The 23,618-nt window shown below is 73.2% G+C and carries 27 protein-coding genes; 16 read left to right on the top strand and 11 right to left on the bottom strand.

Translation table 11 applies throughout. The features are described 5' to 3' along the window. The first annotated feature begins 6 nt into the window (after positions 1-6). Positions 7-312, top strand: coding sequence for a DUF3099 domain-containing protein (locus OG715_RS20505; protein ID WP_266270262.1), 306 nt, complete (start codon positions 7-9; stop codon positions 310-312). Here the strand turns inward: OG715_RS20505 and OG715_RS20500 are convergent. Both OG715_RS20500 and OG715_RS20495 read right to left on the bottom strand, forming a co-directional pair. Continuing rightward, positions 306-674, bottom strand: a complete 369-nt coding sequence (locus OG715_RS20500; protein WP_030397544.1) for a DsrE family protein — start codon at positions 672-674, stop codon at positions 306-308. The two genes, OG715_RS20505 and OG715_RS20500, sit on opposite strands and share 7 nt — an antisense overlap. Before the next feature lie 10 nt (positions 675-684). Continuing rightward, a complete protein-coding gene (locus tag OG715_RS20495) occupies positions 685-1,638 on the bottom strand; it encodes an IS481 family transposase (protein WP_266270261.1) in 954 nt (317 codons plus the stop codon). A gap of 379 nt (positions 1,639-2,017) precedes the next feature. Between OG715_RS20495 and OG715_RS20490 the strand changes: the two genes are divergently transcribed. The 3 genes from OG715_RS20490 (at position 2,018) to ygfZ (ending at position 4,170) form a co-directional block, all read left to right on the top strand. Next, on the top strand, positions 2,018-2,620 hold the full coding sequence (locus OG715_RS20490) for an FABP family protein (protein ID WP_266270259.1): 603 nt from the start codon (positions 2,018-2,020) through the stop codon (positions 2,618-2,620). Between the two features lie 103 nt (positions 2,621-2,723). Next, a complete protein-coding gene (locus tag OG715_RS20485) occupies positions 2,724-3,188 on the top strand; it encodes a Fur family transcriptional regulator (RefSeq protein ID WP_045938991.1) in 465 nt (154 codons plus the stop codon). 19 nt (positions 3,189-3,207) lie between these two features. Continuing rightward, complete coding sequence (gene ygfZ / locus OG715_RS20480) at positions 3,208-4,170, top strand: CAF17-like 4Fe-4S cluster assembly/insertion protein YgfZ (RefSeq protein ID WP_266271752.1); 963 nt, start codon at positions 3,208-3,210, stop codon at positions 4,168-4,170. 32 nt (positions 4,171-4,202) lie between these two features. Here the strand turns inward: ygfZ and dtd are convergent, their stop codons facing one another. Further along, on the bottom strand, positions 4,203-4,643 hold the full coding sequence (gene dtd / locus OG715_RS20475) for a D-aminoacyl-tRNA deacylase (RefSeq protein WP_030397548.1): 441 nt from the start codon (positions 4,641-4,643) through the stop codon (positions 4,203-4,205). Positions 4,644-5,166: 523 nt separating this feature from the next. Here dtd and OG715_RS20470 point away from each other — a divergent pair. The 3 genes from OG715_RS20470 (at position 5,167) to OG715_RS20460 (ending at position 7,268) form a co-directional block, all read left to right on the top strand. Then, a complete protein-coding gene (locus tag OG715_RS20470; protein WP_266270258.1) occupies positions 5,167-5,748 on the top strand; it encodes an RsiG family protein in 582 nt (193 codons plus the stop codon). 75 nt (positions 5,749-5,823) lie between these two features. Continuing rightward, the gene (locus OG715_RS20465; RefSeq protein ID WP_266270257.1) at positions 5,824-6,780 is read left to right on the top strand and encodes an asparaginase; all 957 of its coding nucleotides are present in this window, start codon (positions 5,824-5,826) and stop codon (positions 6,778-6,780) included. Positions 6,781-7,052: 272 nt separating this feature from the next. Further along, the gene (locus OG715_RS20460) at positions 7,053-7,268 is read left to right on the top strand and encodes a dodecin (RefSeq protein WP_266270256.1); all 216 of its coding nucleotides are present in this window, start codon (positions 7,053-7,055) and stop codon (positions 7,266-7,268) included. Positions 7,269-7,281: 13 nt separating this feature from the next. On the opposite strand, the gene OG715_RS20455 is transcribed toward OG715_RS20460, so the two are convergent. From OG715_RS20455 to OG715_RS20445, 3 genes are read right to left on the bottom strand one after another with little or no spacing between them, the layout of a single operon-like run. Beyond that, positions 7,282-8,106: a heme ABC transporter ATP-binding protein gene (locus OG715_RS20455; protein WP_266270255.1), complete on the bottom strand. Its 825-nt coding sequence runs from the start codon at positions 8,104-8,106 to the stop codon at positions 7,282-7,284. Beyond that, positions 8,103-9,176: a FecCD family ABC transporter permease gene (locus tag OG715_RS20450; RefSeq protein WP_407660998.1), complete on the bottom strand. Its 1,074-nt coding sequence runs from the start codon at positions 9,174-9,176 to the stop codon at positions 8,103-8,105. The genes OG715_RS20455 and OG715_RS20450 overlap by 4 nt, the downstream gene beginning before the upstream one ends. Continuing rightward, positions 9,173-10,201 carry a heme/hemin ABC transporter substrate-binding protein gene (locus OG715_RS20445; protein WP_266270253.1) on the bottom strand — a complete coding sequence of 343 codons (1,029 nt, stop codon included), beginning with the start codon at positions 10,199-10,201 and terminating at the stop codon, positions 9,173-9,175. Before OG715_RS20445 ends, OG715_RS20450 begins: the two co-directional genes overlap by 4 nt. Positions 10,202-10,373: 172 nt before the next feature. On the opposite strand from OG715_RS20445, the gene OG715_RS20440 reads away from it, so the two are divergent. Next, entirely contained in the window at positions 10,374-11,927 is a 1,554-nt protein-coding gene (locus OG715_RS20440) for an HtaA domain-containing protein (protein ID WP_266270252.1), read from the top strand. A gap of 39 nt (positions 11,928-11,966) precedes the next feature. Continuing rightward, positions 11,967-13,631 (top strand): HtaA domain-containing protein, encoded by a 1,665-nt coding sequence (locus OG715_RS20435; RefSeq protein ID WP_266270250.1) that lies wholly within the window; start codon positions 11,967-11,969, stop codon positions 13,629-13,631. 84 nt (positions 13,632-13,715) lie between these two features. On the opposite strand, the gene OG715_RS20430 is transcribed toward OG715_RS20435, so the two are convergent. Both OG715_RS20430 and OG715_RS20425 read right to left on the bottom strand, forming a co-directional pair. Further along, complete coding sequence (locus tag OG715_RS20430; RefSeq protein WP_266270248.1) at positions 13,716-13,907, bottom strand: DUF397 domain-containing protein; 192 nt, start codon at positions 13,905-13,907, stop codon at positions 13,716-13,718. 10 nt (positions 13,908-13,917) lie between these two features. Continuing rightward, positions 13,918-14,778, bottom strand: coding sequence for a helix-turn-helix domain-containing protein (locus OG715_RS20425; RefSeq protein WP_266270247.1), 861 nt, complete (start codon positions 14,776-14,778; stop codon positions 13,918-13,920). Positions 14,779-15,036: 258 nt separating this feature from the next. On the opposite strand from OG715_RS20425, the gene OG715_RS20420 reads away from it, so the two are divergent. The 4 genes from OG715_RS20420 (at position 15,037) to OG715_RS20405 (ending at position 16,987) form a co-directional block, all read left to right on the top strand. Next, entirely contained in the window at positions 15,037-15,402 is a 366-nt protein-coding gene (locus OG715_RS20420; protein WP_266270246.1) for an ATP-binding protein, read from the top strand. Continuing rightward, the gene (locus OG715_RS20415) at positions 15,399-15,632 is read left to right on the top strand and encodes a hypothetical protein (RefSeq protein WP_266270245.1); all 234 of its coding nucleotides are present in this window, start codon (positions 15,399-15,401) and stop codon (positions 15,630-15,632) included. Before OG715_RS20420 ends, OG715_RS20415 begins: the two co-directional genes overlap by 4 nt. Then, positions 15,629-15,805, top strand: a complete 177-nt coding sequence (locus tag OG715_RS20410; protein WP_266270244.1) for a hypothetical protein — start codon at positions 15,629-15,631, stop codon at positions 15,803-15,805. Before OG715_RS20415 ends, OG715_RS20410 begins: the two co-directional genes overlap by 4 nt. A 243-nt stretch (positions 15,806-16,048) precedes the next feature. After that, positions 16,049-16,987: a TolB family protein gene (locus OG715_RS20405; RefSeq protein WP_266270243.1), complete on the top strand. Its 939-nt coding sequence runs from the start codon at positions 16,049-16,051 to the stop codon at positions 16,985-16,987. Between the two features lie 39 nt (positions 16,988-17,026). Here the strand turns inward: OG715_RS20405 and OG715_RS20400 are convergent, their stop codons facing one another. From OG715_RS20400 to OG715_RS20390, 3 genes are all read right to left on the bottom strand, one after another. Further along, positions 17,027-17,614, bottom strand: a complete 588-nt coding sequence (locus OG715_RS20400) for a hypothetical protein (protein WP_266270241.1) — start codon at positions 17,612-17,614, stop codon at positions 17,027-17,029. 120 nt (positions 17,615-17,734) lie between these two features. Then, positions 17,735-18,409: a biliverdin-producing heme oxygenase gene (locus OG715_RS20395; RefSeq protein WP_266270240.1), complete on the bottom strand. Its 675-nt coding sequence runs from the start codon at positions 18,407-18,409 to the stop codon at positions 17,735-17,737. Between the two features lie 222 nt (positions 18,410-18,631). Continuing rightward, positions 18,632-19,123 carry an inorganic diphosphatase gene (locus tag OG715_RS20390; RefSeq protein ID WP_030397564.1) on the bottom strand — a complete coding sequence of 164 codons (492 nt, stop codon included), beginning with the start codon at positions 19,121-19,123 and terminating at the stop codon, positions 18,632-18,634. A 77-nt stretch (positions 19,124-19,200) separates the two neighbouring features. Between OG715_RS20390 and dacB the strand changes: the two genes are divergently transcribed. The 3 genes from dacB to tilS all read left to right on the top strand — a co-directional run bounded on the left by dacB (position 19,201) and on the right by tilS (position 23,608). After that, on the top strand, positions 19,201-20,940 hold the full coding sequence (gene dacB / locus OG715_RS20385; protein ID WP_266270238.1) for a D-alanyl-D-alanine carboxypeptidase/D-alanyl-D-alanine endopeptidase: 1,740 nt from the start codon (positions 19,201-19,203) through the stop codon (positions 20,938-20,940). Positions 20,941-21,022: 82 nt separating this feature from the next. Beyond that, positions 21,023-22,201 carry a zinc-dependent metalloprotease gene (locus OG715_RS20380; RefSeq protein WP_266270237.1) on the top strand — a complete coding sequence of 393 codons (1,179 nt, stop codon included), beginning with the start codon at positions 21,023-21,025 and terminating at the stop codon, positions 22,199-22,201. Positions 22,202-22,468: 267 nt separating this feature from the next. Then, positions 22,469-23,608: a tRNA lysidine(34) synthetase TilS gene (tilS, locus tag OG715_RS20375; protein ID WP_266270235.1), complete on the top strand. Its 1,140-nt coding sequence runs from the start codon at positions 22,469-22,471 to the stop codon at positions 23,606-23,608. Positions 23,609-23,618 lie beyond the last annotated feature (10 nt).

The raw sequence follows: 23,618 nt of genomic DNA, 5'->3' as shown, positions 1-23,618 counted from the left end.
GGAGGTGTGCATGCACGTCGGCGACACCGCTACTACTTCGCCATGATGGGCGTCTGCCTCGGGCTGTTCGTCCTGGCCTGGGGCGTCGTGCGGTTCTGGTCCGTCCCGGCCGCGGTCGGCATGTGCGTGGTCGCGATGGTGATCCCTCCCGTCGCCGCGGTCTTCGCCAACAAGCGGGACCCCGAGGACGACTGGTGGGACGACCCGCGCTGGGAGGACCCGAAGTGGGGCGAGCCCGGCCACGACCGGGACCGCCCCGACCGTCCCGACCGAGGCCGCCCCGACGGTGAGGACCCGTGGCGGGATCAGTAGACGAGCGCCTGCACGCCGTCGGCCATGATCTCGCTGACGAAGACCTGGGCGCCCGCGATCCGGACACCCTCGACGGTGTCCTTCTGCTCGATCCCGCGCCGCACCGCGCACTGGGTGCAGAGGGTGACCGTGCCGGCCGCCAGGACCGACTCCAGCAGGTCCGGCAGCGGGGCCGCGTGCGGCAGCTCGAACTCCGCCGCCCGCCCGGGCAGGGCGAACCAGGACGACTCCCCGGTCAGCCAGAGCGAGACCTCGACCCCGCTGGCGACGGCGACCGCCGCCACCGTGAACGCCTGCGAGCACCGCTCCGGCGCGTCCGCTCCGGCGGTGACCTTGATGACGAGCTTCTTCTGAGACGACATGCCCGACACCCTAGATGTACTGACCCGTGAGGTTGGGAACGCGGCTGGCGGGTGGCTTGCCTGCGAGTGCGGTGTGTCCGCGGTGGTGATTGTAGGTGTGCAGCCAGGCGGGGTAGGCGTCGCGGCGCTCCTGCTCGCTGCGGTAGGGCTGGGCGTAGGCCCATTCGTCGAGCAGGGTGCGGTTGAAGCGTTCGACCTTGCCGTTGGTCTGTGGCCGGTAGGGGCGGGTGCGTTTGTGCGCGATGCCCTCGGCGGCGAGGGCATCGCGCCAGGCGTGTGACTTGTAGCAGGAGCCGTTGTCGGTCAGCACGCGCTGGACGGTGATTCCGGCCCGGGCGAAGAAGGCGTTCGCCCGGGCCCAGAACGCCGTGGCGGTGTCCTTGCGCTCGTCGGGCAGGATCTCGCTGTAGGCCAGGCGGGAGTGGTCGTCGACGGCGTTGTGGAGGTAGCTGTAGCCGGCTCCGGAGCGGTTCTTGCGGCCTGCCTGGCGTCCGAGGGCCTGGTGGCCTCCGCCGTCGGGGATGTTGCCGAGCTTCTTGATGTCGACGTGGACCAACTCGCCTGGTGCGCAGTGCTCGTAGCGTCGGATGACGCGGCCGGTGGTGCGGTCGAGGTGGGCCAGGCGGGCGAGGCGGTAGCGGGTCAGGACGCGGTGCACGGTGGCCGGGTTGAGCCGCAGCAGGTAGGCGATGCGGGCGGGTCCCCAGCGCCGGAGGACGCGGACCTTGATGATCCGCCGCTCGGTGCGGGTCGGGGTCTGCCAGGGGCTGCGGTGCGGGCGCGAGGACCGGTCCGCCATGCCGGCCTCGCCGAGAGCGCGGTAGCGGTCGGCCCAGCGCTTGGCCGTGGTGGGCGAGACCTGGAAGCGCTCGGCGGCCCGCCGCAGCGGCCAGCCGTCCTCGACCACGCAGCGGGCAAGGCGCAGGCGTCCGGTCTCGGTCAGCGGTGCGTTACGGTGTGGCATGAGGGCCTTTCTGGCGCTGGGGTAGATGTCGCAATCCACACCTGGCCAGAAGGCCCTCACTCATTTCAAGATCACCGCACCGTGAACCCCGTCACCAACCTCCGTGGTCAGTACACCTAGATCGCCGACATGGTGGGGCTCGCCGAGACCCGTCGATGCCCGCCGGATAGAGTGAGCCGCAGCAAAATCCACACACTGTCGCCGCCCTGGGAGCCCCCCGTGTCCGGTCTGGAAATCTTCTTCGACGGTCTGCTGGCCCTCATGGCCGTGCTGATCACCTGGTTCGCCGTCTTCTCGGTGATGAAGCTGTACCAGGGCCAGCGCTGAGCGACTGCCGTACGGTTGAAGTGATCCCGCACCGACGACAGCGACCAGGAACATGATCGAGATCCCCTCTGACCTCCACAAGGACGTCGTCCCGCTGGCCTTCCTCCTCGGCACCTGGGAGGGCGCGGGCGTCTACGCCCCCCTGCCGGGCGCGGAGGGCCAGGACACCGAGAAGTGCAACTTCGGCCAGGAGATCGTCATCCGTCACGACGGACGGCCCTTCCTGGAGTTCCGCTCCCGCAGCTGGGTGCTGGACAACGAGGGCGAGAAGGTCCGTCCGCTGGAGAACGAGCACGCCTTCTGGCGTGTCACCAGCAACCAGCACGGCGCCAGCGGTGCCCGCGGGATCGAGATCTCCTCCGTCCGCGACGACGGCACGGTGGAGATCTGGTACGGCGAGCTGGCCGACGGCAAGCCGCAGATCGACGTCTCCACCGACGCGGTGGCCCGGATCGAGGGCTCCCCGGAGTACTCGGGCGGCAAGCGGCTCTACGGCTTCGTCAACGAGGAACTGCTCTGGGTCGGCGAGAAGGCCGCCCCGAACGTCCCGCTGCGCCCGTACATGTCCGCCCAGCTGAAGAAGGTGCTCTCGCCCGCCCAGCTGATCAAGGACATCAACGACCTGCCGGACGACGGCATCGCGTTCTTCAAGTAGGAAGCACGCGGCGTCCGCCGAGGCGCACAGGTGCAGGGACCGGCCCGTCGGCCGGTCCCTACACTTGCTTCAGGACCCCCGACGTTTGGCAGGGAACAGGACCGTGGCGGACACCGGCACCACCGACTGGCAGCTCTCCGGCGACTGGAAGGCCGACCTGCGCGAACGCGGCTACCGGCTCACGCCGCAGCGACAGCTCGTCCTGGAGGCGGTCGACGCGCTCGACCACGCCACCCCGGACGACATCCTCTGCCACGTCCGGCAGACCGCCAGCGGCGTCAACATCTCCACCGTCTACCGGACCCTGGAGCTGCTGGAGGAGCTCGGCCTGGTCTCGCACGCCCACCTCGGCCACGGCGCCCCGACCTACCACCTGGCCGGCCGGCACCACCATCTCCACCTGGTCTGCCGGGACTGCGAGAAGGTCACCGAGACCGGCACCGAGATCGCCCAGCCGCTGATCGACAGCCTGCGCGCGCAGCACGGTTTCGACACCGACCTCAAGCATTTCGCCATCTTCGGCCGCTGCGCCGACTGCTCCGCGAAGCGCGCCGCCGAGCGGTCGTAAGCTTGCCGGTATGACCGGTCTGAAGAGCCCGCTGCTTGCGCTGCCCGGAGCCGTCCCCGCCGAGGGCGCCGACGAGGGCGTCGCCGCCCACTACGGCGACATCTTCCGCGAGCAACGCAGCCTCGCCCAGGGGTCCGGCTTCGTCGACCTCTCGCACCGCGGGGTGCTCACCGTCACCGGCGACGACCGGCTGAGCTGGCTGCACCTGCTGCTCACCCAGCACGTCAGCGCGCTGCCGTCGGGGCAGGCCACCGAGGCGCTGGTGCTCTCCCCGAACGGGCACGTCGAGCACGCCCTCTACCTGGTCGACGACGGCACCACCACCTGGGCGCACGTCGAGCCGGGCACCCAGCAGGCTCTGATCGGCTACCTGGAGAGCATGAAGTTCTTCTACCGGGTCGAGGTGGCCGACGCGACCGCCGACTTCGCGGTGGTCCACCTGCCGGCCGGCTCGACCGTCTCCGCCGAGGGCGCGGCCGCCGTCCGCGAGCTGACCTACGGGCGGGACCTCTTCCTGCCGCGCGCCGAACTCGCCGCGCTGACCTCGGGCTACGGCCCGGCGGCCGGCGTCTGGGCGTACGAGGCGCTGCGGATCGAGGGCCACCGGCCGCGGCTCGGCTTCGAGACCGACCACCGGACCATCCCGCACGAGGTGGACTGGCTGGAGACCGCGGTGCACCTGCAGAAGGGCTGCTACCGGGGGCAGGAGACGGTGGCCCGGGTGCACAACCTGGGGCGGCCGCCGCGCCGGCTGGTCTTCCTGCACCTGGACGGTACCGAGGAGGTGCTGCCCCCGCACGGGACGGAGGTGCGGCTCGCCTCGGACCCGCAGGGGCGCTCGCTCGGCTTCGTGACCTCCTCGGCGCGCCACCACGAGCTCGGGCCGGTCGCGCTGGCCGTCGTGAAGCGGAACGTGCCGGTGGACGCGGTGCTGCTGGCCGGCACGGTGCCGGGCACGCAGGACGTGATCGTCCCGCAGTAGCGGCGACCCGGCGGGGTGGATCCCGGAGGGGGTCAGACCTCGACGAGGACGGTGAACGGGCCGTCGTTCACCAGCGCCACCTTCATGTCGGCACCGAAACGGCCGGTCTCGACCTCGGCGCCGAGCGCGCGCAGCTGGGCGACCACCTCGTCCACCAGCGGCTCGGCGACCGGGCCGGGCGCGGCGGCGTTCCAGGTGGGGCGGCGGCCCTTGCGGGCGTCGCCGTAGAGCGTGAACTGGCTGATGACCAGCAGCGGCGCCGCGATGTCCGAGCACGACCGCTCGACGCCGTCCCCGTCGGCGGGCAGCAGCCGCAGGGTCCAGAGCTTGCGGGCGAGCTGGGCCGCCTTGGCGGGGGTGTCGTCGTGGGTGACGCCGACCAGGGCGCAGAGCCCGGGCCCCTCGATCGCGCCGACGGTCTCCCCGGCCACCGTCACCCGGGCTTCGCTCACTCGCTGCACCACTGCTCGCATGCGGTCATTCTGCCGGAGGCGGTGGGGGCGCGAGCAGGCCCCCCAGGGGCGCCCTGCGGCCTGGCGTGCGCCGGGTAGCGTGCGCCTGCGCGCTCCTTGGCGCCGCTCCTGCTGCGAAAAGCTTCGGTCGTATCAACCACCCCTCTTCGCCAGGGGGCCGTTCGGGTGCACGGGCGGTGCGGCGGCGGTGGGCGGGGTGGCACGCTGGGGGACCGTACAAGGGCGGATCCGGCCGTCCGCCGCGTCATGCGGAGGGGGCCGGGTACGACCCTGGCCCGGGGCGCCGAAGGTCCGCCGCGCCGGGCCCGGTTCGGCCGGGCGGTCGAGCCGGTAGGTCAGGCGTTCTGGTCGTGTCGCCCCGGTGGGTGGCCACGGCCGGGGGAGGGAACCATCGCGGGCGTCCGGGCGTGCCTCCGGACGGGAACGCGCCGACGGCGCGCGCGGCGGTGACGGGCCGGACCGGCGGCAGACGACGGGGTGCCGCGAGCGGGCGGGATCGGGACGACGGCAGGTGGGTTGGTTGATGGACGCGATCGGCACGGCACAGGACCGGTACGAGCGGGCGCCGGAGGACCCCGGCTCCGAACCGGCCCTCGAAGGGCTGGGCCTGGACCAGCTGCGGACCCTGCGCCGGGACACCCTGGAGCAGGAGGAGGACCTCTCCTACCTGCGGCGGCTGCTGCACGGCCGGATGGACATCCTGCTGGCCGAGCTGGACCGCCGGCCCGACGGCGGCGCGGCCCGTCCGGCGGACCGGGCGGAGCCGGTCGGCGCCCTGCTGGACCGGCTGCCGGCCATCCTGACCGACGCGGTGCCGACCGTCCGCCGCTCGGCCCGGCACGTCACCCTGGGGCCGCCGCGGGGGCAGCAGTCCCAGCTGGAGGCGGACACCTTGATGGGTGACGTGCAGTTGGCCGACCTGTCCGCGCACCCGGCGGCGGAGCTGCTGGCGGCGCTGGAACGGCTGCGCGCGCACGAGCGCGAGGTGTCCGGGCGGCGGCAGCGGCTGCTGCGGACGGCGGACGGCTGCAACGCCGAAATCACCCGCAGGTACCGTGATGGGGAAGCACGGGTCGAGGACCTGCTCGCAGGCGGCCCGCTCTGATCGGACGAGGCACCCGGGGTGGGGACGGGCCCGGCTCGCCCCCGGCCCACCCTCACCTCCGGAAGGCTCTTCGCCATGTCCAACCCCGCCCTGCCCGTGCTCGCCGAGGTGGTCCGCTCGGGCTTCGTCGAGGGCCGGCACCACGGCTCGCTGGTCCTGCTCGCCGCCGACGGCTCGGTCGAGTTCGCCCTCGGCACGCCGGACGCCCCGGTCTTCCCCCGCTCCTGCGCCAAGCCCTTCCAGGCGGTGGCCACCCTGCGGGCCGGCCTGCCGCTGGAGGGCGAGCTGCTGGCGCTGGCGGCGTCCAGCCACTCCGCAGAATCGTTTCACCTTGCCGGTGTGCGACGGATACTGGCCGACGCCGGCCTCGACGAGAGCGCCCTGCGTACCCCGGCCGACCTCCCGCTGGACGAGATGGAGGCCGAACTCCACCTGCGCTGGGGCGGCGACCACGAGCCCGTGCTGATGGACTGCTCGGGCAAGCACGCCGGCTGGCTGGCCGCCTGCGTGGCCAACGACTGGCCCACCGACAGCTACCTCGACCCGGCCCACCCGATCCAGCGGCTGGCCCTGGAGGCCCTGGAGGAGGCCGTCGGCGAGACCTCCGCGCACGTCGGGGTGGACGGCTGCGGCGCACCGCTGCTGGCCGTCAGCCTGACCGGCCTGGCCCGCGGCTACCGCTCGCTGCTGCTGGCCGAGCCCGGCACCCCGCAGCGCCGGGTCGCCGACGCGATGCGGGCGCACCCCGAGTACGTGGCCGGCACCCGCCGCGCCGACACCCGGCTGATGCGGGCGGTGCCGGGCGCGCTCGCCAAGATGGGCGCGGAGGCCGTCCAGGCGGTCGCGCTGCCGGACGGCCGGGCGCTCGCCTTCAAGATCGACGACGGTGCGGAGCGGGCCCGCGGCCCGGTCCTCGCCGCCGCCCTGCGCCGGCTCGGGGTCAGCACCGAGGACGGCACGATCGACCGGCTCGCCGCCGCGCCGCTGCTGGGCGGCGGCATTCCGGTGGGCGAGGTCCGCGCGGCCTTCTGAGCTGTCGCCCGCTCGCCTCCGGGGCGCTTCTGTCCGGTGCCGACGGTCGGCGCTCCGATGCCCCTTCGTTCCTCAGGGGCCTCCTCGCGCTCTCCCTTTCGGCACCGGCGCGCCCCTTCGGCTCGGGGCGGGTGGACGAGTGGGTCCCGGGGCGGGAGCCGTCCCGCCCCGGGACCTTCTGACACTCTCCGTCCGGCCGTTGCCGGAGTGCGGACGGGCGGGGGCCGGTGCACGGTGGACCGGGGGCCGTCGCACAGCTGAGGGAGTCCGTCATGAGCGAGCACGTGTACCGGGTGACCGAGATCGTCGGGTCCTCGCCCGAGAGCATCGACGCCGCGATCCGCAACGGCGTGGAACGGGCCTCCCGGACCCTGCGCAACCTCGACTGGTTCGAGGTGACGCAGGTCCGGGGCCATCTCGCGGACGGCGGGATCCAGCACTTCCAGGTCGGCCTGAAGATCGGCTTCCGGCTGGACGACGAGAGCTGAGGACGGCGCCGGTCTACCCGCGCTCGGGCAGCACCAGCGGCACACCCGTCCGCGGGTGCGGCAGCACCTCGACCGGGTGCCCGTACACCTCGCTGAGCAGCGGCGCCCGCAGCACCTCCGCCACCGGCCCGTCGGCGACGGTGGCGCCGTCGGCCAGCAGCACCACGCGGTCCGCGTAGGCCGCCGCCAGCGACAGGTCGTGCAGGACGACGACCACGCCGTCCCCGGCGGCGGCCCGGGTCCGGGCGAGCCGCAGCACGAGTTCCTGGTGCCGCAGGTCGAGCGCGGCGGTGGGTTCGTCCAGCAGCAGCAGGGCAGCGCGCTGGGCGAGCACCCGGGCCAGGGCGACCCGGGCCCGTTCGCCGCCGGAGAGGGCGGTGAACGGCCGTCCGGTGAACGCGGCGGACTCGGTGGCGGCCATCGCCTCGGCGACCACCCGTTCGTCCTCCTCGGCGGCGGCGGTGCCGGCCCAGGGGGCGCGGCCCATCCGGACCACCTCGTCGGCCGGGAACGGGAAGGACAGCGCGGCCGCCTGCGGGAGCAGCGCGCGCCGCCGGGCGAGGTCGAGGGGCCGGTAGTCGGCCAGCGGGCGGCCGTCCAGCCGGACTTCGCCCGCGCTCGGGACGAGGTCGCCGGACAGGACGGAGAGCAGGGTGGACTTGCCGGCGCCGTTCGGCCCGAGCAGGGCGACCACTTCGCCGGCCGTGACCCGGACGTCCGCGCCGGCCAGCAGCTCGCGGCCGCCGAGGCTCAGCCGGACGGCCTTCGCGGTGAGCAGTTCGGTGCCCGGGGCGGGGCGTTCGGGTACCTCGGGGCGGTTGCGCAGTCCGAGTCTCATGCCCAGCCTCCCTGCTTGGTCCTGGTGCGGCGCAGCAGCCAGAAGAAGAACGGGCTGCCGATCAGCGCGGTGAGCACGCCGAGCGGGAGTTCGGCCGGTTCGGCCAGGGTGCGGGCGGCGAGGTCGGCGGCGACCAGGACGAGCGCGCCGGCGAGCGCGGAGGCGGGCAGCAGGAAGCGGTGACCAGGGCCGGCGAGCATCCGCAGCAGGTGCGGGACGACCAGGCCGACGAAGCCGATGATGCCGCTGACGGCGACCGCGGCGGCGGTGAGCAGGGCGACGACGGTGATCAGCACCAGCCGCATCCGCTCGACGTCCACGCCGAGGTGCCGGGCGGGCCGTTCGCCGAGCGCCAGCAGGTCCAGCGAGCGGGCGTAGCGCGGTGCGACGGCGAGGCCGACGAGTGCGAACGGGAGCACGCCGAGGACCTTGCCCCAGGTGGCCTGGGAGAGCGAGCCGAGCTGCCAGAAGGTGACCTGGCTGATCGCGGCGGTGTCGGCGGTGAAGAGGAACAGGCCGATCAGCGCGCCGCAGAAGGCGTTCACGGCGACGCCGGTGAGGATCAGGGTGACAACCTCGGAGCGGCCGCCGGAGCGTGACATCGCGTACACCGCGAAGACCGTCAGCAGGCCGGTGACGAAGGCGGAGGCGGTCACCGTCCAGGTGCCGAGCGCGTCCAGGCCGAGCACGATGCAGCCGACGGCGCCGACCGCGCCGCCGGAGGAGACGCCGATGACGGCCGGTTCGGCGAGCGGGTTGCCGAACACGCCCTGCATCACGGCGCCCGCGCAGCCGAGCGAGCCGCCGACCAGCAGGGCCAGCACCACCCGGGGCAGCCGGACGTTCCAGAGCACCGACTCGGGGACGCGGTCGAGTTCGTGGCCGCCGAGGCCGAGCCGGTGGCCGAAGGAGGCGAGGATGTCGCCGAGCGGGATCCGGTAGGCGCCGATCCCGGCGGCGAGGACGGCGAAGACCACCAGGGCGACGGCCAGGCCGACGGTGAGCAGGGTGGTGCGGCCGGGCCGCCGCACGGTCGTGGCGGCGCTGCCGCCGGTCGCGGTGGCGGTCACTTGGCGGCCTTGGGGTAGAGCTGTTCGGCGATCTCGTTGATCACCTGGGGGGTGCGCGGGCCGTAGCTGAGCAGCTGGCCGTCCTCGATCGAGACGATCCGGCGGTCGAGGCCGGCCGGGGTCTGGGCGACGCCGGGCAGCTTGAGCAGGCCGTCGACGCCGCCGACGGAGTCGAGTCCCTTGCTCATCACGAGGATCGCGTCGGGGGCGGCCTTGACCAGGGCCTCGCTGGTGAGCGGGGTGAAGTCGCCGGTGAGGCCGGCGGCGGTGCCGGCGTCCTCGCCGCCGACGGCCGTGATCAGCGAACCGGCGTCGGAGGCCGGGCCGCCGAGCAGGTAGACCGAGGCGCTGCCGCGCAGGTAGAGGAAGGCGACCTTGGGGTGGCGGTCGACGGCGGGCAGGGCGGCCCTGGCGGCGGTGATCCGCTGCTCTGTGCGCTCCTTCAACTGCTTGCCGGCGTCCGGGACCCCGAGTGCGGCGGCGACGGTGTCGATGCGCGGGCCGACGTCCTCCAGCCGCTTGGCGTCGTCGAGGACGAGGAGGGGGACGCCCGCCGCGCGGATCTGGGCGATCGCCTCGGCCGGACCGGTGGAGCGGTCGGCGAGGACGAGGGTCGGGTGCAGCGAGAGCACGCCCTCGGCGGAGACGTCGTGGGCCTGGGTGATCACGGGCAGGGCGGTGGCCTGCTGGAAGGTCGTGGAGACGTCCCGGGCGACGACCTTGGGGCCGAGGCCGAGGCTGAAGACGATCTCGGCCAGGCTGCCGTTGAGCGGGATGATCCGCTCGGCGCTGGCGACGGTGACGGACCGGCCGTCGGCGGAGGTCGCGGTGGCCGGGAGGGCGGGGACCGGTGCGTCGGGCAGCGGTTCGACCGCGTCCGGGGCGCGCGAGGTGCCCGCTCCGGCGGCTGCGCCGGCGCCGCCGGAGGCCGAGCCGCAGGCGGTCAGGGCGAGCAGCAGACCGAGGAGCAGCAGCAGGATCGCGGGCCCGCGGGCGGCCCTGGTACGGGGGGTACTGCTGCTCAAGGTCGTTCCCTTCGATGGGAGTTGACGCCGCCGGGGGTGGGGGGTGCGGGGGCGGTCGACGGGGCTCTTGACTCATATATTAGGTTAGCCTTACCTAAAGCCCGCAAGGGGGTCCGTGCTGCGCCGACCCCGATTCCGACCTGCCTTCCCGTCCCGCCGAGGAGTGATCCGCGTGCCTCTGCCCCATCGGCTCCGCCGCATGGCCGCCGCCCTGGTGACCGCCCTGGCGGCCCTGCTGACCGTTGTGGTCCTCCCCGGCCAGGCGGTGGCGGCCGAGGGCAAGGTGTCCGGCGGGCGGCTGGACTGGGGGATCAAGCAGTCCTTCCTGACCTACGTCACCGGTCCCATCGCCAAGGGCACTTGGGCGCTCACCGGGGGAGCGGCCACGGTGTCGGGCAGCGGCTTCCGGTTCCACTCGGCCGCCGGCTCGTACGACCCGGCGAGCGGCGCGCTGACGGCGGCGTTCTCGGGCGGGGTCCGGTTCACCGGGCACCAGGAGAACGGCGCGAACGCGCTCGACCTGAGCATCGGCCGGCTCACCTTCCGGGCCGCGGCGGGCGGCGCGGCCGGGCTCTACGCGGACGTCAGCAGCAAGTCCCGGGAGACCGGGCAGGTCAGCAACGCGAGCCAGGCCAAGCTGGCCGAGCTCTCGCTGGCCGGTGTCGACCTGCGCGGCGCGGCCGGGACCCTGACCCTCGGCAATGTCCCGGCGACCCTGACCGACGCGGGGGCCAAGGCCTTCGGCGGCTTCTACACCGCCGGGACGGCCCTCGACCCGGTCAGCCTCTCGGTCAACCTCCCGGCGGCGCAGGCCACCCCGACGCCGACGGCCCCGGCCTCGCCGACAGCGGCGGCGCCGACCACGGCGTCCCCGTCCGCTCCGGCGCCGTCCGCTCCGGCGCCGTCCGCTCCGGCTCCGACGGTGCCCGTGCCGAGCACGACCGCGCCGACCGTTCCGGCCGCGACCGCCACCGAGTTCGCCAACGGCGCGCTCGACTGGGGCGTGCGTCGGACCTTCCGCGACTACGTCACCGGCACGATCGCCCAGGGCCGCTGGGAGCTCTCCGGCGGCGCGGCCGACGGCGGCGCGTTCTACCGCTGGACGCCCGCCAAGGGCAGCTACGACCAGGCCACCGGCGCGCTCACCGCCGCCTTCACCGGCAGCGTCCGCTTCACCGGGCTGAAGACCGGTGACAGTTACGGCCTGGACCTCACCCTGGCCAACACCGCTGTCACCGTGGCCGACGGCAAGGGCGTGCTGCGCGCCGACGTCTCCGGCCGCACCCCGGACGGTGCCGCCCAGCAGCTCACCGGTGTCGAGCTGGGCACCTTCGACCCGGCCGGGCTGGCCGCCGAGGGCGGCCTGCTCAAGGCCGTCGAACTCCCGCTCACGCTCACCGAGGCGGGCGGCAAGGCCTTCGGCGGCCTCTACCCGGCGGGCACCGCGATGGACCCGCTGTGCTTCGCCGTCGCGCTCGACCCGGCGGCGGCCCTCCCGCCGCTGCCGGACCTCGGCAGCGCCCCGGTGGTCGCGCCGACCCCGTCGGCCACCACCGCTGCGCCGACCACGCCCGCCGCAGCGCCGGTGGCCGCGGACGCCGGTGACTCGGGCGGCGTCCCGACGGCGGCCCTGGTCGGCGGCGGACTGCTCGCCGCCGCGCTGGCCGTGACCGCCGGCCTGCTCGTCCTCCGCCGCCGTCGCGCCACCCCCGCCGACGCGGCCTGAACCCCCTTCCACTTCCCCGCTCACCGATCGGAGACGCCCATGTCCCGCAACCGCACCCGGATGGCCGCCCTGGCCGCCGTCACCGCCGGCCTCGGCCTGACCGCCTTCGGCGCCCCGGTCCTGGCCTTCGGCGCCGGCGCGCCGAGCAGTGTCACCTACGACACCGGCTCGCTGGACTGGGGTGTCAAGGCCAGCTTCCGGAGCTACGTCACCGGGCCGGTCGGCCAGGGTGCGGTGGAGCTGAGCGGCGGCGCGACCACCAACGCCGACGGCAGCTTCCACTTCGGGCTGGCGAGCGCGAGCTACGACATGGGCACCCACGCGCTGACCTCCGCCTTCACCGGCGGCGTGCGGTTCACCGCCCACCACGGCGCGCTGGACGTGGGTCTGAGCGACCTGAAGATCACCACCGCCGGTACGGTCGGCACGCTCACCGCCGACACGGCGTCCAAGGAGGCGGTGGGCGCCCCCGAGGTCACCCGTCGCGACGATGTCCCGCTGGTGACCTTCACGGTCGGCCGGGACACCACCAACGGCTCGCCGACGGCGGCGAAGCTGACCGAGGAGGGCGCCAAGGCGTTCGCCGGCTTCTACGCGGCCGGGTCGGACATGGACCCGCTGTCGCTGTTGCTCAAGCAGAGCCCGGTCACGCCGTCCCCGACCGCCACGCCGACGCAGACCCCCACGGCCACCGCCACGCCGACCGCGACGGGCAGCCCGACGGCCACCGCGTCGCCGACCGCCACGGCCTCGCCCACCGCCACGGCTTCGCCGACGGCGACCGCCACGCCGACCGCGACGGCCACCGCGTCGCCGACCGCGACTGGTTCGCCGAGCGCGACCAACTCGCCCTCCGCGACCGGCAGCCCGTCCACCGCGCCGGGCACCGGTGAGCTCGCCGTCGTCAACGGCACCCTGGACTGGCAGGTCAAGGAGAGCTTCCGCAAGTACCTGCAGAGCCCGGTGGCCAACGGCAAGGTCGAGTTCGCGGTCGGCGCGGCCGACTACAAGTTCAGCGGCGCCAAGGGTGCGTACAACACGAAGACCCACGCGCTCTCGGCTGGCTTCGCCGGTTCGGTGCGCTTCCTCGGCCACCCGGCCGAGGGTGGCGGCTACCAGCTGGACACCACCTTCTCGAAGCTGGGCCTGAGCATCGACAAGGCCGGCGCGTTCCTGACCGCCGACGTCAACGCCAAGTCCCTGGACGGGAAGACGTCCACGCTGTCCGGCGCCCGGATCGCCGAGCTGGACCTCTCCAAGGCGAGCCTGGCGCCGGTCAACGGTGTGGTGACGCTGAACGCCGTCCCGGCCAAGCTGACGGCCGAGGGTGTTCCGGCCTTCGCCAACTACAAGGCGGGCGAGGCGCTCGACCCGGTGACTGTGTCGCTGGCCTTCGACAAGAACGCCCAGCTGCCGACCGGCGGTTCGGCCGGTGGCACGGGCACGACCACCGGCGGTGCGGCCGGTGGTGCCGGTACCGGTAGCGGCACGGGCACCGGTTCGGGCACGGGCGGCACGGTGGGTGGCGCTTCGCTCACCACCACCGGCAGCGGCTCCTCGTCGCTCGGTGGTGGCGGCGTGCTGGCCTCGACCGGTTCCGACACCCCGGTGGTCCCGCTGGTGGCGACCGCTGCCGGCCTGCTGCTGATGGGTGGTGGCGCCACCGCCCTGGCCCGCCGCCGCCGCGCGTCCCTCGGCGCCTGATCCTTCGGCTGGTAAGTGCTTGGGCCCTCGCTCGATCCGAGCGAGGGCCCAAGCATTTGGTGCAGGAAGCAGATGACACCAGGGTCATGCGTGGTGGTCGAGTTTCCCGGCCTTGATGGTGCTGAGGAGGTCTGCGAAGGCGGCCGGGTTGGTGTGGAGGATGACGTTGCCGTCGTCGGACTCCCGGAGTTCGACCAGACCAGCCCCGACGCGGACCTCAACACAGTTGGCCTGGTCGCCGCTGAAGCTGGATTTCTGCCAATCGAGCTCTGACATGTGCGCCTTCCTAAAGGGTGTAGCGGACGTGCTGGATCAGTCCCAAGGAGTCGTGCTCGGTTCGGGCGCGCAGACTGCGGGTCGCATCCAGCTCCGGAAGCGCAAGGGACTTCAGGCGTTCGAACTTCGATCGAAAAGCGGTGAGTGAATCCGGATCACCATGGAAGGTCGAGCCGCCCGGGTGCTCCATCAGGACGGTGTCCAGCTCGGAGTGCGGGCCGTGTACAAGCATGAAGGGTGTGTCGGTCGAAACGTACTCGGTGCAGCGGAAAGGCAGGATCTGGATCGTGACGTGAGGAAGTTTGCTCACCTCGACCAGATAGTCCAACTGCTCCCTCATCACCTCGGGTCCGCCGAATTGCGTGCGCAGCGCCGCTTCGTGAATCACGGCATGGAGGGGAACGGCCCCGTCGCCGCTTATGACCTGCTGGCGGCCCCGACGGAACTCGACCTTCTTCTGGTCGCGGCTGAGGATGGTCTCGCTGTAGCCGGATACCTGCAGCAGTCCGGGGATCAGCAGGGTCTCGTAGCTGGACAGAGCAGCGGCTGACGACTCGGACTCCGCGAGATCAAGGGCCGAGGACATGACGAACCCCTTGAAGGAGCTCCACCAGCCCTTCCCATTGCTGAGCCCCATCTGCTGGAGCGCCGCGACGTAGGTCTCATCCATGTGACCGTAAGCGCCCAGTAGAACAGTCAAGCGATCAGGATCCAGCCCCGTCCGCCCGGCCTCGATGTGGCTCAGCTGCGGCCCGCCCATGCCGACGAGTGCTCCGGCGTCTTTGACCGCCAGCCCCGCGCCCTCGCGGAGGCGCCTCAGCTCGGCGCCGAATCGCCGCTGCCTCTCACTGATTTGGGTCCTGAGTGCCAAGGGGTGTCCTTCCGTGTCGGAGCAGTCTCCCGCTGCTCGGGTCCGGGATGCCACTCGCGCGAGTGAGACCTCTCGTTCCCGACGGCTCATCTTCCCGGATCGTGTTGCACGCGTGGAACTTCATGACCTACCGTCAGTGTTGCGTCGGTCACATGGCGGCTCGTCAGTAATGCCTTGGGTCCGGGCAGTAGGTGCATGCTGCCCCTCCGGCCCGCCGACGCTTCTCCGTTCCCCCTGCCTCTCCCACGGAGGTCTGTCATGCGTGCCCTCAACCCGCCCGACTGCTCCCTCGCCCGTGCCGAACTCCGGGCCGCCCTCTCTTCCGCCGGCTGGCCGCCGGACATCATCGACGATGCCGAACTCGCTTTTCACGAGCTGTACATCAATGCCTGGCAGCACGGGGGCTGCCAGGCGCCCTCCGTGCTCGTCTGCCTCCGGCCCGCCGTGCTCCGGGTCTCCGTGTGCGACGACTGCCCGGACCTGCCCTCCCCCTCCCTCCCCACCGACCTTTACTCCCTCTCCGGCCGTGGCCTCCACCTCGTGCGCGCCCTCACCCACCGCTTCGGCGTCGACCCCGCCAAGACCGGCAAGGTCGCCTGGTTCGAGCTGGACGCCGCCGCGTGAACAGCCCGCTCGAATCGCACGACCCCTACCTCCGCACCTGCACCGAGCCCGAAGTGACCTCCCTCATCCGCGAACTCCACGAGCGGGGCAAACCCTTCGGTATCCGCTGGGGCTCCGTCGCCGTCAACGGCGCCACCGTCGACGGCCGCCTCCTCGTCGACTTCGGCGACACCTCCGTCGCCACCCTCCTCAACCTCCTCGCACTCCTCCGCGAAGCGGCCCAGGAATGACCACCTTCCTCATCGGCACGGCCTTCGCCGTCCTCCTCGCCCTCGCCATCGCCACCGTCATCACCGGCGTCGTCACCGCGCTCAGGATCGGCCCGCCTCCACCACCGATCACCTGCCGAGGGTGCCGGGGACCCCACATCCCCGTGGACGGCACCCTCGACCAGGCCCGATGAAGCGCCTCGGAACGGGAAGTCGACCGTTCCGACCTCCCGTCCCGTCGCATTTGTGCAGATCGCGTGACGCTGTTTCACATCCGTGACGGTTGGCGCACAGATCAGCGAAGGTCGACTGACAGGCTTCTCTCATCGCACAGAGCAGCGAGGGGCCGAACAAGCGGACGACAGTCCGCCGGGGACGGTGGACACGGCTCTGGTGCGGAATCCAAGCATCACGTCGTTCCAGGGGGACAACCGATCATGAGCAAGGCCCTTTCGTTCCGCAAGTCCTCGTCCCGCGCCGCGAAGTTCGCCGCCGTCGCCGCCCTGTCGCTCGCCCTCGCGGCCACCGTCAGCCCGGCCGCCCAGGCCGCCTCGCTCGGTGCGTCGGGTGCGAAGGGGCTGAAGCACAACGTGCTGACCGTCAGCAACGGCACCCGTTACGTGCAGATCGACGGCAAGTCGGTCGACTTCCGCACCGTCGTGCGGGACCTCGCCTGGTCCCCGGACGGCAACAAGGCCGTCTTCATCGACGGTTCGAGCAACCTCGTCGTCTCCGACGCGGACGGCGGCAACCGGGTCACCGTGGCCAAGAACCCCGGCGGACAGAACTGGAACCACCCCACCTGGAAGTCGACCCCGGCCGTCCCGGAGGCGGGGGTGCCCGCCACGAACAGCATCGTCTTCGTCGCCAGGAAGAGCGGTGTCTCCCGACTGAAGACCGTTCCCGCCTCGGCCGTCCAGGGCCAGCCTGTCGATCTGAGTGTCTCGGGCAGCGACGGCGCGCTCGTGCCGCAGACGGGCAACATCTGGCCGAACGCGGGCAACAGGACCGGCACCACCGTTTTCGCCAACGCCGACAACGGCACCGTCTACATCCGCGACGAGGTCCTGCGTTCGCAGACCGACGAGCTGGCCAAGGGCTCCCAGCCCGCGCTCTCGCCCGACGGCGAGGACGTCGTCTTCGTCCGTTCGGTGAAGGGGCACGACCACCTCTTCGTGAAGAGCCAGGGCGACAAGGCCGCCCCCAAGGACCTCACCCCCAACGCCACCACCGACTACACCCAGCCGACCTTCTCGCCGGACGGCCGGACCATCGCCGCCCGGACGCCGAAGGGCATCGTCACCCTCCCGGTCAGTGGTGCCGCCAAGCCCGTCGTGGTCACCAGCCGGGTCGGCCTGCCGGCCTACCGCGGCTGACAGCGGCGAGCACGCGAACCGTTGGACCGCCCGGCCTGGTCACTGACCGGCCCGGCGGTCCAACTCCGTTTTCAGGTCCGCGAGATGCTCGTCCGCATTGTCGTGGGGCAGGAACTCCACCACGTCCACGAAACGGAACAGCACCCGGGTCTCGGTGATCCCGTACTCGTAGTCGGCGAAGCCCACCACGGCGCCCGTCGTGCCCCGCACCGAGCCCCGGACGACATGTCCCGTCATCTCGTCGGGCTGCTCGGCCGACTGCCTGCGCCGCGCGTTGGGCCGGGCCAGGTACGGGCAGACCATCGACGCGTAGAGCATGCACGCGCGGTGGCCGGGGCCCTCCAGGGTCGGGGCGAGATTGCGGTAGGGCCGCCCGGCCGCCAGGGCCTCGGCGATCGCGGCGCTCTCCGTCTCACCGACCACCCGCCACACCGGCCCCTGGGGAATCAGCAGGTTGCAGACCGAACAGAGCCGCTCCCGCGCGCAGTCGGCGCTTCGGCCGTAGTCCGTCAGTGCGAACTGGGGCTGGTCGCCCTCCCACGGTGTGATCGCCGGAACGGGGTAGCCGCGCGCATCGCGGGGCCGGGCATCGATGGACGGCGGTATCGGGACGTTGTCAAAGCGCACGCCCCATCAGTACCAGGAACCGCCCTCACCGCACACCTGTCGGAGTCCGGGACGCCCGCCGAAACGCCCCGGAGCAGGAAGTCGGCCGGACCGACTTCCTGCTCCGGGGTATTCGGGTACTCAGGCGCTCAGCGGGTACTGGGTGTCCAGGTCCTGGAAGAGCGCGCCGTTCAGCTGGAAGGCGCGCTTGCACTCCTCGACCACCCGGCGGAGCTCGACCTCGTCCAGCGCCAGCCCGGCGGCGTCCAGCTTGGCCCGGTAGTCGCGCTTGAACGCGGCCGGGTTCTCCACCTGCTCGAAGACGTAGAACCGCACGCCGTCGCCCTTGCGCTCGAAGCCCCAGGTCTTCTCGGCGATGCCGCGGATGATCTGACCGCCCGAGAGGTCGCCGAGGTAGCGGGTGTAGTGGTGCGCTATCCAGCCGGCCGGCCACTCGCGGGCCAGCTCCTCCAGTCGGGCGACGTACGCGGCGGTGGTCGGCAGCGGGACGAGGCCCTCGCGCCAGTCCGGCCCCCGCAGGTGGGCGAGGTCGCGCTCGATGGCGGCGGTGCGCAGGATCGTGCTGTCCACGAACGGCCCGGCCACCGGGTGCTCCGCCAGCTCCTCGGCCCGCTCCTCCAGGGCGCGGTAGACGAACCAGAGCTGGCCGGTGAGGTCGGCGTAGGCCTCGATCCCGAGGTGCCCGCCGAGCAGGCGGCTCATGAACGAGGACTGTTCGGCGGCCTCGTGCTCGGCGCTGCTCGCGGTGCGCAGCACGGTGGAGAACGGGACTACGGGCTGCTCGGGAGTGGGCATGCGGGCCTCCAGTGGTCGAGTACGTCCCCGATTGCTTTGGTTAGCCTAACCTAAGGCTGCGTTATACCGACAGGGTGTCGGGAACCCATCCTCTCCCGGCCCCGGGAACGGCGAAGGCCGGGGCCCGCGGAAGTACTCCGCGAACCCCGGCCTTCGACTGCCTCGCCTACCCCGAAGCGCCCGGGCGGACGGGCCGCCGGACGAACGAGACGGGCGGACGGCTCAGTGGCCGCCCTGCTCCGCCAGGCGCTTGATCGACGCGGTGACCTCGGCCTCGGCCTCGGCGCGGCCGACCCAGTTGGCACCCTCGACGGACTTGCCGGGCTCCAGGTCCTTGTAGACCTCGAAGAAGTGCTGGATCTCCAGACGGTCGAACTCCGACACGTGGTGGATGTCCTGCAGGTGCTCCCAGCGCGGGTCCGTCGCCGGGACGCAGAGCAGCTTGTCGTCGCCGCCGGCCTCGTCCGTCATCTTGAACATGCCGATGACGCGGCACTTGATCAGGCAACCGGGGAAGGTCGGCTCGTCCAGGATGACCAGGGCGTCCAGCGGGTCACCGTCGTCCGCCAGGGTGCCCTCGACGTAGCCGTAGTCGGCCGGGTAGCGGGTCGAGGTGAAGAGCATCCGGTCGAGCCGAAGGCGACCGGTCTCGTGGTCGACCTCGTACTTGTTACGAGAGCCCTTAGGGATTTCGATAAGGACGTCGAACTCCAACGGTTCCTCCAAGGTAGGGACTGACAGAATCCAAGTGTCTCCTACGGGAGTGAGTGCTCAGGAAAGGGGCCGGGTCGGTGCGAGCAGGGGCTGGGTCGGGGCGCCGGCACGGGGGGACGGCCGCGGGGCTGTTCGGGGCGTCGTTGCTGGTCGCCGCGACGGTGCTGGGGGCGGGAGGCGCGTTCGCGCTGCCGTCCGCGCCGCCGTCCGGATCGGCCTCGCCGGGCGGACCGGGGACCGGCGGTACCCGGGGCGACCAGGACGAGAGCAACGGCAGGCGGGGCGACCGGGAGGACAAGGGCGACAAGGGGGACAAGGGCGACCGGGGGGACCGCAGCGAGGAGCCGGGCGGGCCCGGGAGCTCGGGCAGCGGCTCCGCCCGCCCGACCACCACCCCGCCGTCCACGGCCGCTTCCGGCCCGTCCACCGCCGGGTCCGCATCGACCTCGCCGTCTCCGTCCGCCTCCGCTTCGGCCTCTTCCTCCGGGTCCGCCCCGGTGTCCGCGTCCGCCAAGCCCTCCGCCGTCGCCCGTCCGGCCCCGGCCGGTGCCGTGCTGGCCGCCGCCGAGGCCGGTCCGGGCGCCGGACTGCCCACCGCGCAGGGCCTCCAGCAGGCGCTCGCCACCGTGCTCACCGACCAGAACCTCGGCACCGTCGGCCTCGCCGTCGCGGACGCCGCCGACGGCCAACTCCTCTACGGCAAGGGGGAGAACACGGCCGCCACCCCCGCCTCCACCACCAAGCTGGCCACCTCGGTCGCGGCCCTCTCGCTGATCCCGGGCGACACCCGGCTGGCCACCCGGGTCGTCAAGAACGCGGCGACGGGCGGGATCACCCTCGTGGGTGGTGGTGACCCGACGCTGACCGCGCTCGCCGCCGACCAGGTGCAGATCGCCGGCGTCCCCGCCGATCCGGACACCGCCCCCGCCTCGCTGGACGCGCTGGCCCGGCAGACCGCCGCCGCGCTGAAGGCCGCCGGCACCACCACCGTCGTGCTCGACTACGACGTCACGCTCTACACCGGCCCCCTGCTGCACAAGAACCACGACGCCGAGAACATCGCCGCGGTGACGCCGCTGATGGTGGACGAGGGCAAGGTCGACCCGAAGAGCCTCGCCGACGCCCCCGCCCGGGTCACCGACCCGGCCGGCGCGGCCGCCGAGTCCTTCGCCAACCTGCTCAAGGCCCAGGGCGTCACCGTCCAGGGCAAGGCGAAGGCCGCCGCCGCCCCGGCCGCCGCCGACGCCCCGGTGCTCGGCCGGGTGGACTCGCCCACCATGGCCCGGCTGGTCGAGCGGATGCTGACCACCTCCGACAACACCCTCGCCGAGGCGATCGCCCGCCAGGCCGCGATCGCGGCCCACCAGCCGGCCGCGTTCGAGGGCGCCGCCACCGCCGTCACCCAGGAACTCACCCGGCTCGGCGTGCCGATGACGGGCGTGGTGCTCAACGACGGCAGCGGTCTGCACCCCGGCAACGCGATCCCGCCGGCGGTCCTGGTCAAGCTGCTCGCCCTGGCCGCCTCGGCGCAGCACCCGACGCTGCGCCCGGTGCTGACGGGCCTGCCGATCGCCGGTTTCACCGGCACCCTCGGCAAGCGCTTCGGCGCCGGTTCCGGGGCGGCCGACGCGGCCGGCCTGGTCCGGGCCAAGACCGGCAGCCTCAGCGGCGTCAACACCCTGGCGGGCACCGTGGTGGACGCCGACGGGCGGCAGCTCGCCTTCGCCCTGATGACCCGGACCGCCGCCCCCGTCGACACCGCCCGCGCCGCGATGGACCGGGTGGTGGCCAGGCTGGCGGCCTGCGGCTGCCGCTGAGCGGCCACGGGTCGGCCACCGGGCCGCCATTGACCGGCCGTTCCGGCTCCCCCAGGCGCACGGGAGCACGTACGGTGAGGGCATGACGAGCGCGAGCGGCGGGGCCGACATGGTCGACTGGAATCTCGCGGTCGCGACCGCGACCAGGCTGGTGCGGCCGGGGCCGGAGGTGAGCCGGGCCGAGGCGGCCGCGGTGGTCGCCGAACTGCGCCGGCACGCCCTGGCGGCGGAGGAGCACGTCCGGGAGTTCACCGGCATGCGCTCCAGCAGCCTGGCCGACGCCGCCGCGACCCCGGTGCTGATCGTGGACCGCCCCGGCTGGGTCCGGGCCAATGTGGCGGGCTTCCGCACCATCGTCCAGCCGCTGGTGGAGAAGCTCCAGGCGCGCCGGACGGGCGGTTCGGCCTCCGCCGTGCTCGGCACGGTGGGGGAGAAGGCCACCGGGATCGAGGTCGGCGCGCTGCTGGCCTTCCTCTCCACCAAGGTGCTCGGCCAGTACGAGACCTTCGCCCCGGCCGAGCCCTCGCTGGAGGCGCCGGACAGCCCGGCCGCGCTGTTCGACAAGCCCCGGCTGGGCCCCGAGGGCCCCGGCCCGGGCCGGCTGCTGCTGGTGGCGCCCAACATCGTGCACGTCGAGCGGGAGCTGGACGTCGACCCGGCCGACTTCCGGCTCTGGGTCTGCCTGCACGAGGAGACCCACCGCACCCAGTTCACCGCGGTGCCCTGGCTGCGCGACCACATCCAGTCCGAGGTGCAGTCCTTCCTGGCCGAGACGGACGTCGACCCCGGTGCGCTGGTGGAGCGGCTGCGGGACGCCGCCGGCTCGCTCGGCGCCGGGCTGCCCGGCCTCGGTGGCCGGAACGGCGACGCCCCGTCGGCCGGCCTGCTGGAGATCGTCCAGTCGCCGGCCCAGCGGGAGATCCTCGGCCGGCTGACCGCCGTGATGTCCCTGCTGGAGGGGCACGCGGACGTGGTGATGGACGGCGTGGGCCCGGCCGTGGTGCCGAGCGTCGCCGAGATCCGGGAGAAGTTCCAGCAGCGCCGGGACCGCGGTGCCAACCGGCTGGACCTGGTGCTGCGCCGGCTGCTCGGGATGGACGCCAAGCTCCGCCAGTACCAGGACGGCGCGGTCTTCGTCCGGGGCGTGGTCGAGCGGGTCGGCATGGAGGGCTTCAACCGGGTCTGGACCTCGCCGAACACCCTGCCGACCAAGGACGAGATCCACGACCCGGCCGCCTGGGTCGCCCGGGTGGCCCGCTGACGGCCCCGTCCGGGGCGGGGTCGGGCAGGTCCCGGGGCGGTCGGTTCCGTTCGCACGCGTGGTCCAGTCGTGCACATGGCGGGTGAAGATTCGTTTCTTCATTCACCCGAACGTGGGACGGTGGTCGTACCGGTGGCGCGGGTGGCGTAGCGGGTGCCTCCTTTCTGCCACCATCTGTGAGCGCCCGGTAACAGGGTGCTCATGGATGCGCGGTCCCCGCCGCGCCCACCGCAGTCCTGTCCCCCCTCCGTCGAGGAGTCGTCCGCCGTGGGCCCACACCCCGCTGTAGCCGCGATACGCCTGGCCGTACGCCGCACCCTCGCCGACCTCGCCGCCGAGGCCGGCTCCACCTTCACCGCGCCGGCCCGCGAGCCGCGCGAGCGCGTCCCCGGCGTGCCGGTGGCCGCCGCCGCGCTGCCGGCCGCCGTCGGCACCACGCTGATCGGCAACGCCCACCGCCACCCGTCCGGGCTGCCCCGCACCCCCGCCGCGCCCGGCTCGCCGCTGGTCCTGGTCGCCGTCAGCGGCGGCGCGGACTCCATGGCGCTCGCCATCGCCGCCGCCTTCGAGGCCCCCAAGATCGGTCTGCGGGTCGGCGCCGTCACCGTCGACCACGGCCTCCAGTCGGGCTCCGCCGAGCGGGCCGACCAGGTCGCCGACCGGCTGCGCGAGCTCGGCCTCGACCCGGTCGAGGCGATCGCCGTCCGGGTCGGCCGCGAGGGCGGCCCCGAGGCCGCCGCCCGGGACGCCCGGTACGCGGCCCTGGACGCGGCCGCCGAGCGGCACCGCGCGGTCGCCGTCCTGCTCGGCCACACCCGCGACGACCAGGCCGAGACCGTCCTGCTGGGCCTGGCCCGGGGGTCCGGCGCCCGCTCGCTGGCCGGCATGCCGGCCCAGAAGGGCCGCTACCGCCGCCCGCTGCTGGAGCTCGACCGGGCCGCCACCCGGCAGGCCTGCTCCGCCCAGGCGATCCAGGTCTGGGACGACCCGCACAACTGCGATCCGGCGTACACCCGCGCCCGGGTCCGCCACGAGGTGCTGCCGGTGCTGGAGAAGCACCTGGGCGGCGGCGTGGTCGAGGCCCTCGCCCGCACCGCCCGGCTGTTCCGCGACGACGCCGACGCGCTCGACCAGTGGGCCGCGCTGGCCGAGCGCGACATCCGGACGGGCGAAGGCACCCTGGACGCCGGGAAACTGTCCGAGCTGCCCCCCGCCGTGCGCCGCCGGGTGCTGCGCCGGGCCGCGCTGCGGGCGGGCTGCCCGGCCGGGGACCTCTTCGCCCGGCACCTGGAGACGATCGACCTGCTGGTCACCGGATGGCGGGGTCAGGGACCGCTGCACCTACCCGGGGGCGTCGAAGCCACCCGGCGGTGTGGCACGCTGGTCTTTCGGCGGCAGGGCGACTGACGGGCGGGCA

The organism is Kitasatospora purpeofusca, assembly GCF_036010405.1.
Classification (GTDB): domain Bacteria; phylum Actinomycetota; class Actinomycetes; order Streptomycetales; family Streptomycetaceae; genus Kitasatospora; species Kitasatospora purpeofusca.
Note: the sequence above shows the minus strand (reverse complement) of the source record. Positions and strands in the feature narration are given on the sequence as shown.

What these genes read in the sequence shown, in the direction of transcription:
- OG715_RS20500 (WP_030397544.1), bottom strand. Translation starts at nt 674, where the DNA reads ATGTCGTCTCAGAAGAAGCTCGTCATCAAGGTCACCGCCGGAGCGGAC.
- OG715_RS20495 (WP_266270261.1), bottom strand. Translation starts at nt 1,638, where the DNA reads ATGCCACACCGTAACGCACCGCTGACCGAGACCGGACGCCTGCGCCTT.
- OG715_RS20490 (WP_266270259.1), top strand. Translation starts at nt 2,018, where the DNA reads ATGATCGAGATCCCCTCTGACCTCCACAAGGACGTCGTCCCGCTGGCC.
- dtd (WP_030397548.1), bottom strand. Translation starts at nt 4,643, where the DNA reads ATGCGAGCAGTGGTGCAGCGAGTGAGCGAAGCCCGGGTGACGGTGGCC.
- OG715_RS20470 (WP_266270258.1), top strand. Translation starts at nt 5,167, where the DNA reads ATGGACGCGATCGGCACGGCACAGGACCGGTACGAGCGGGCGCCGGAG.
- OG715_RS20465 (WP_266270257.1), top strand. Translation starts at nt 5,824, where the DNA reads ATGTCCAACCCCGCCCTGCCCGTGCTCGCCGAGGTGGTCCGCTCGGGC.
- OG715_RS20460 (WP_266270256.1), top strand. Translation starts at nt 7,053, where the DNA reads ATGAGCGAGCACGTGTACCGGGTGACCGAGATCGTCGGGTCCTCGCCC.
- OG715_RS20455 (WP_266270255.1), bottom strand. Translation starts at nt 8,106, where the DNA reads ATGAGACTCGGACTGCGCAACCGCCCCGAGGTACCCGAACGCCCCGCC.
- OG715_RS20435 (WP_266270250.1), top strand. Translation starts at nt 11,967, where the DNA reads ATGTCCCGCAACCGCACCCGGATGGCCGCCCTGGCCGCCGTCACCGCC.
- OG715_RS20430 (WP_266270248.1), bottom strand. Translation starts at nt 13,907, where the DNA reads ATGTCAGAGCTCGATTGGCAGAAATCCAGCTTCAGCGGCGACCAGGCC.
- OG715_RS20420 (WP_266270246.1), top strand. Translation starts at nt 15,037, where the DNA reads ATGCGTGCCCTCAACCCGCCCGACTGCTCCCTCGCCCGTGCCGAACTC.
- OG715_RS20410 (WP_266270244.1), top strand. Translation starts at nt 15,629, where the DNA reads ATGACCACCTTCCTCATCGGCACGGCCTTCGCCGTCCTCCTCGCCCTC.
- OG715_RS20405 (WP_266270243.1), top strand. Translation starts at nt 16,049, where the DNA reads ATGAGCAAGGCCCTTTCGTTCCGCAAGTCCTCGTCCCGCGCCGCGAAG.
- OG715_RS20395 (WP_266270240.1), bottom strand. Translation starts at nt 18,409, where the DNA reads ATGCCCACTCCCGAGCAGCCCGTAGTCCCGTTCTCCACCGTGCTGCGC.
- OG715_RS20380 (WP_266270237.1), top strand. Translation starts at nt 21,023, where the DNA reads ATGACGAGCGCGAGCGGCGGGGCCGACATGGTCGACTGGAATCTCGCG.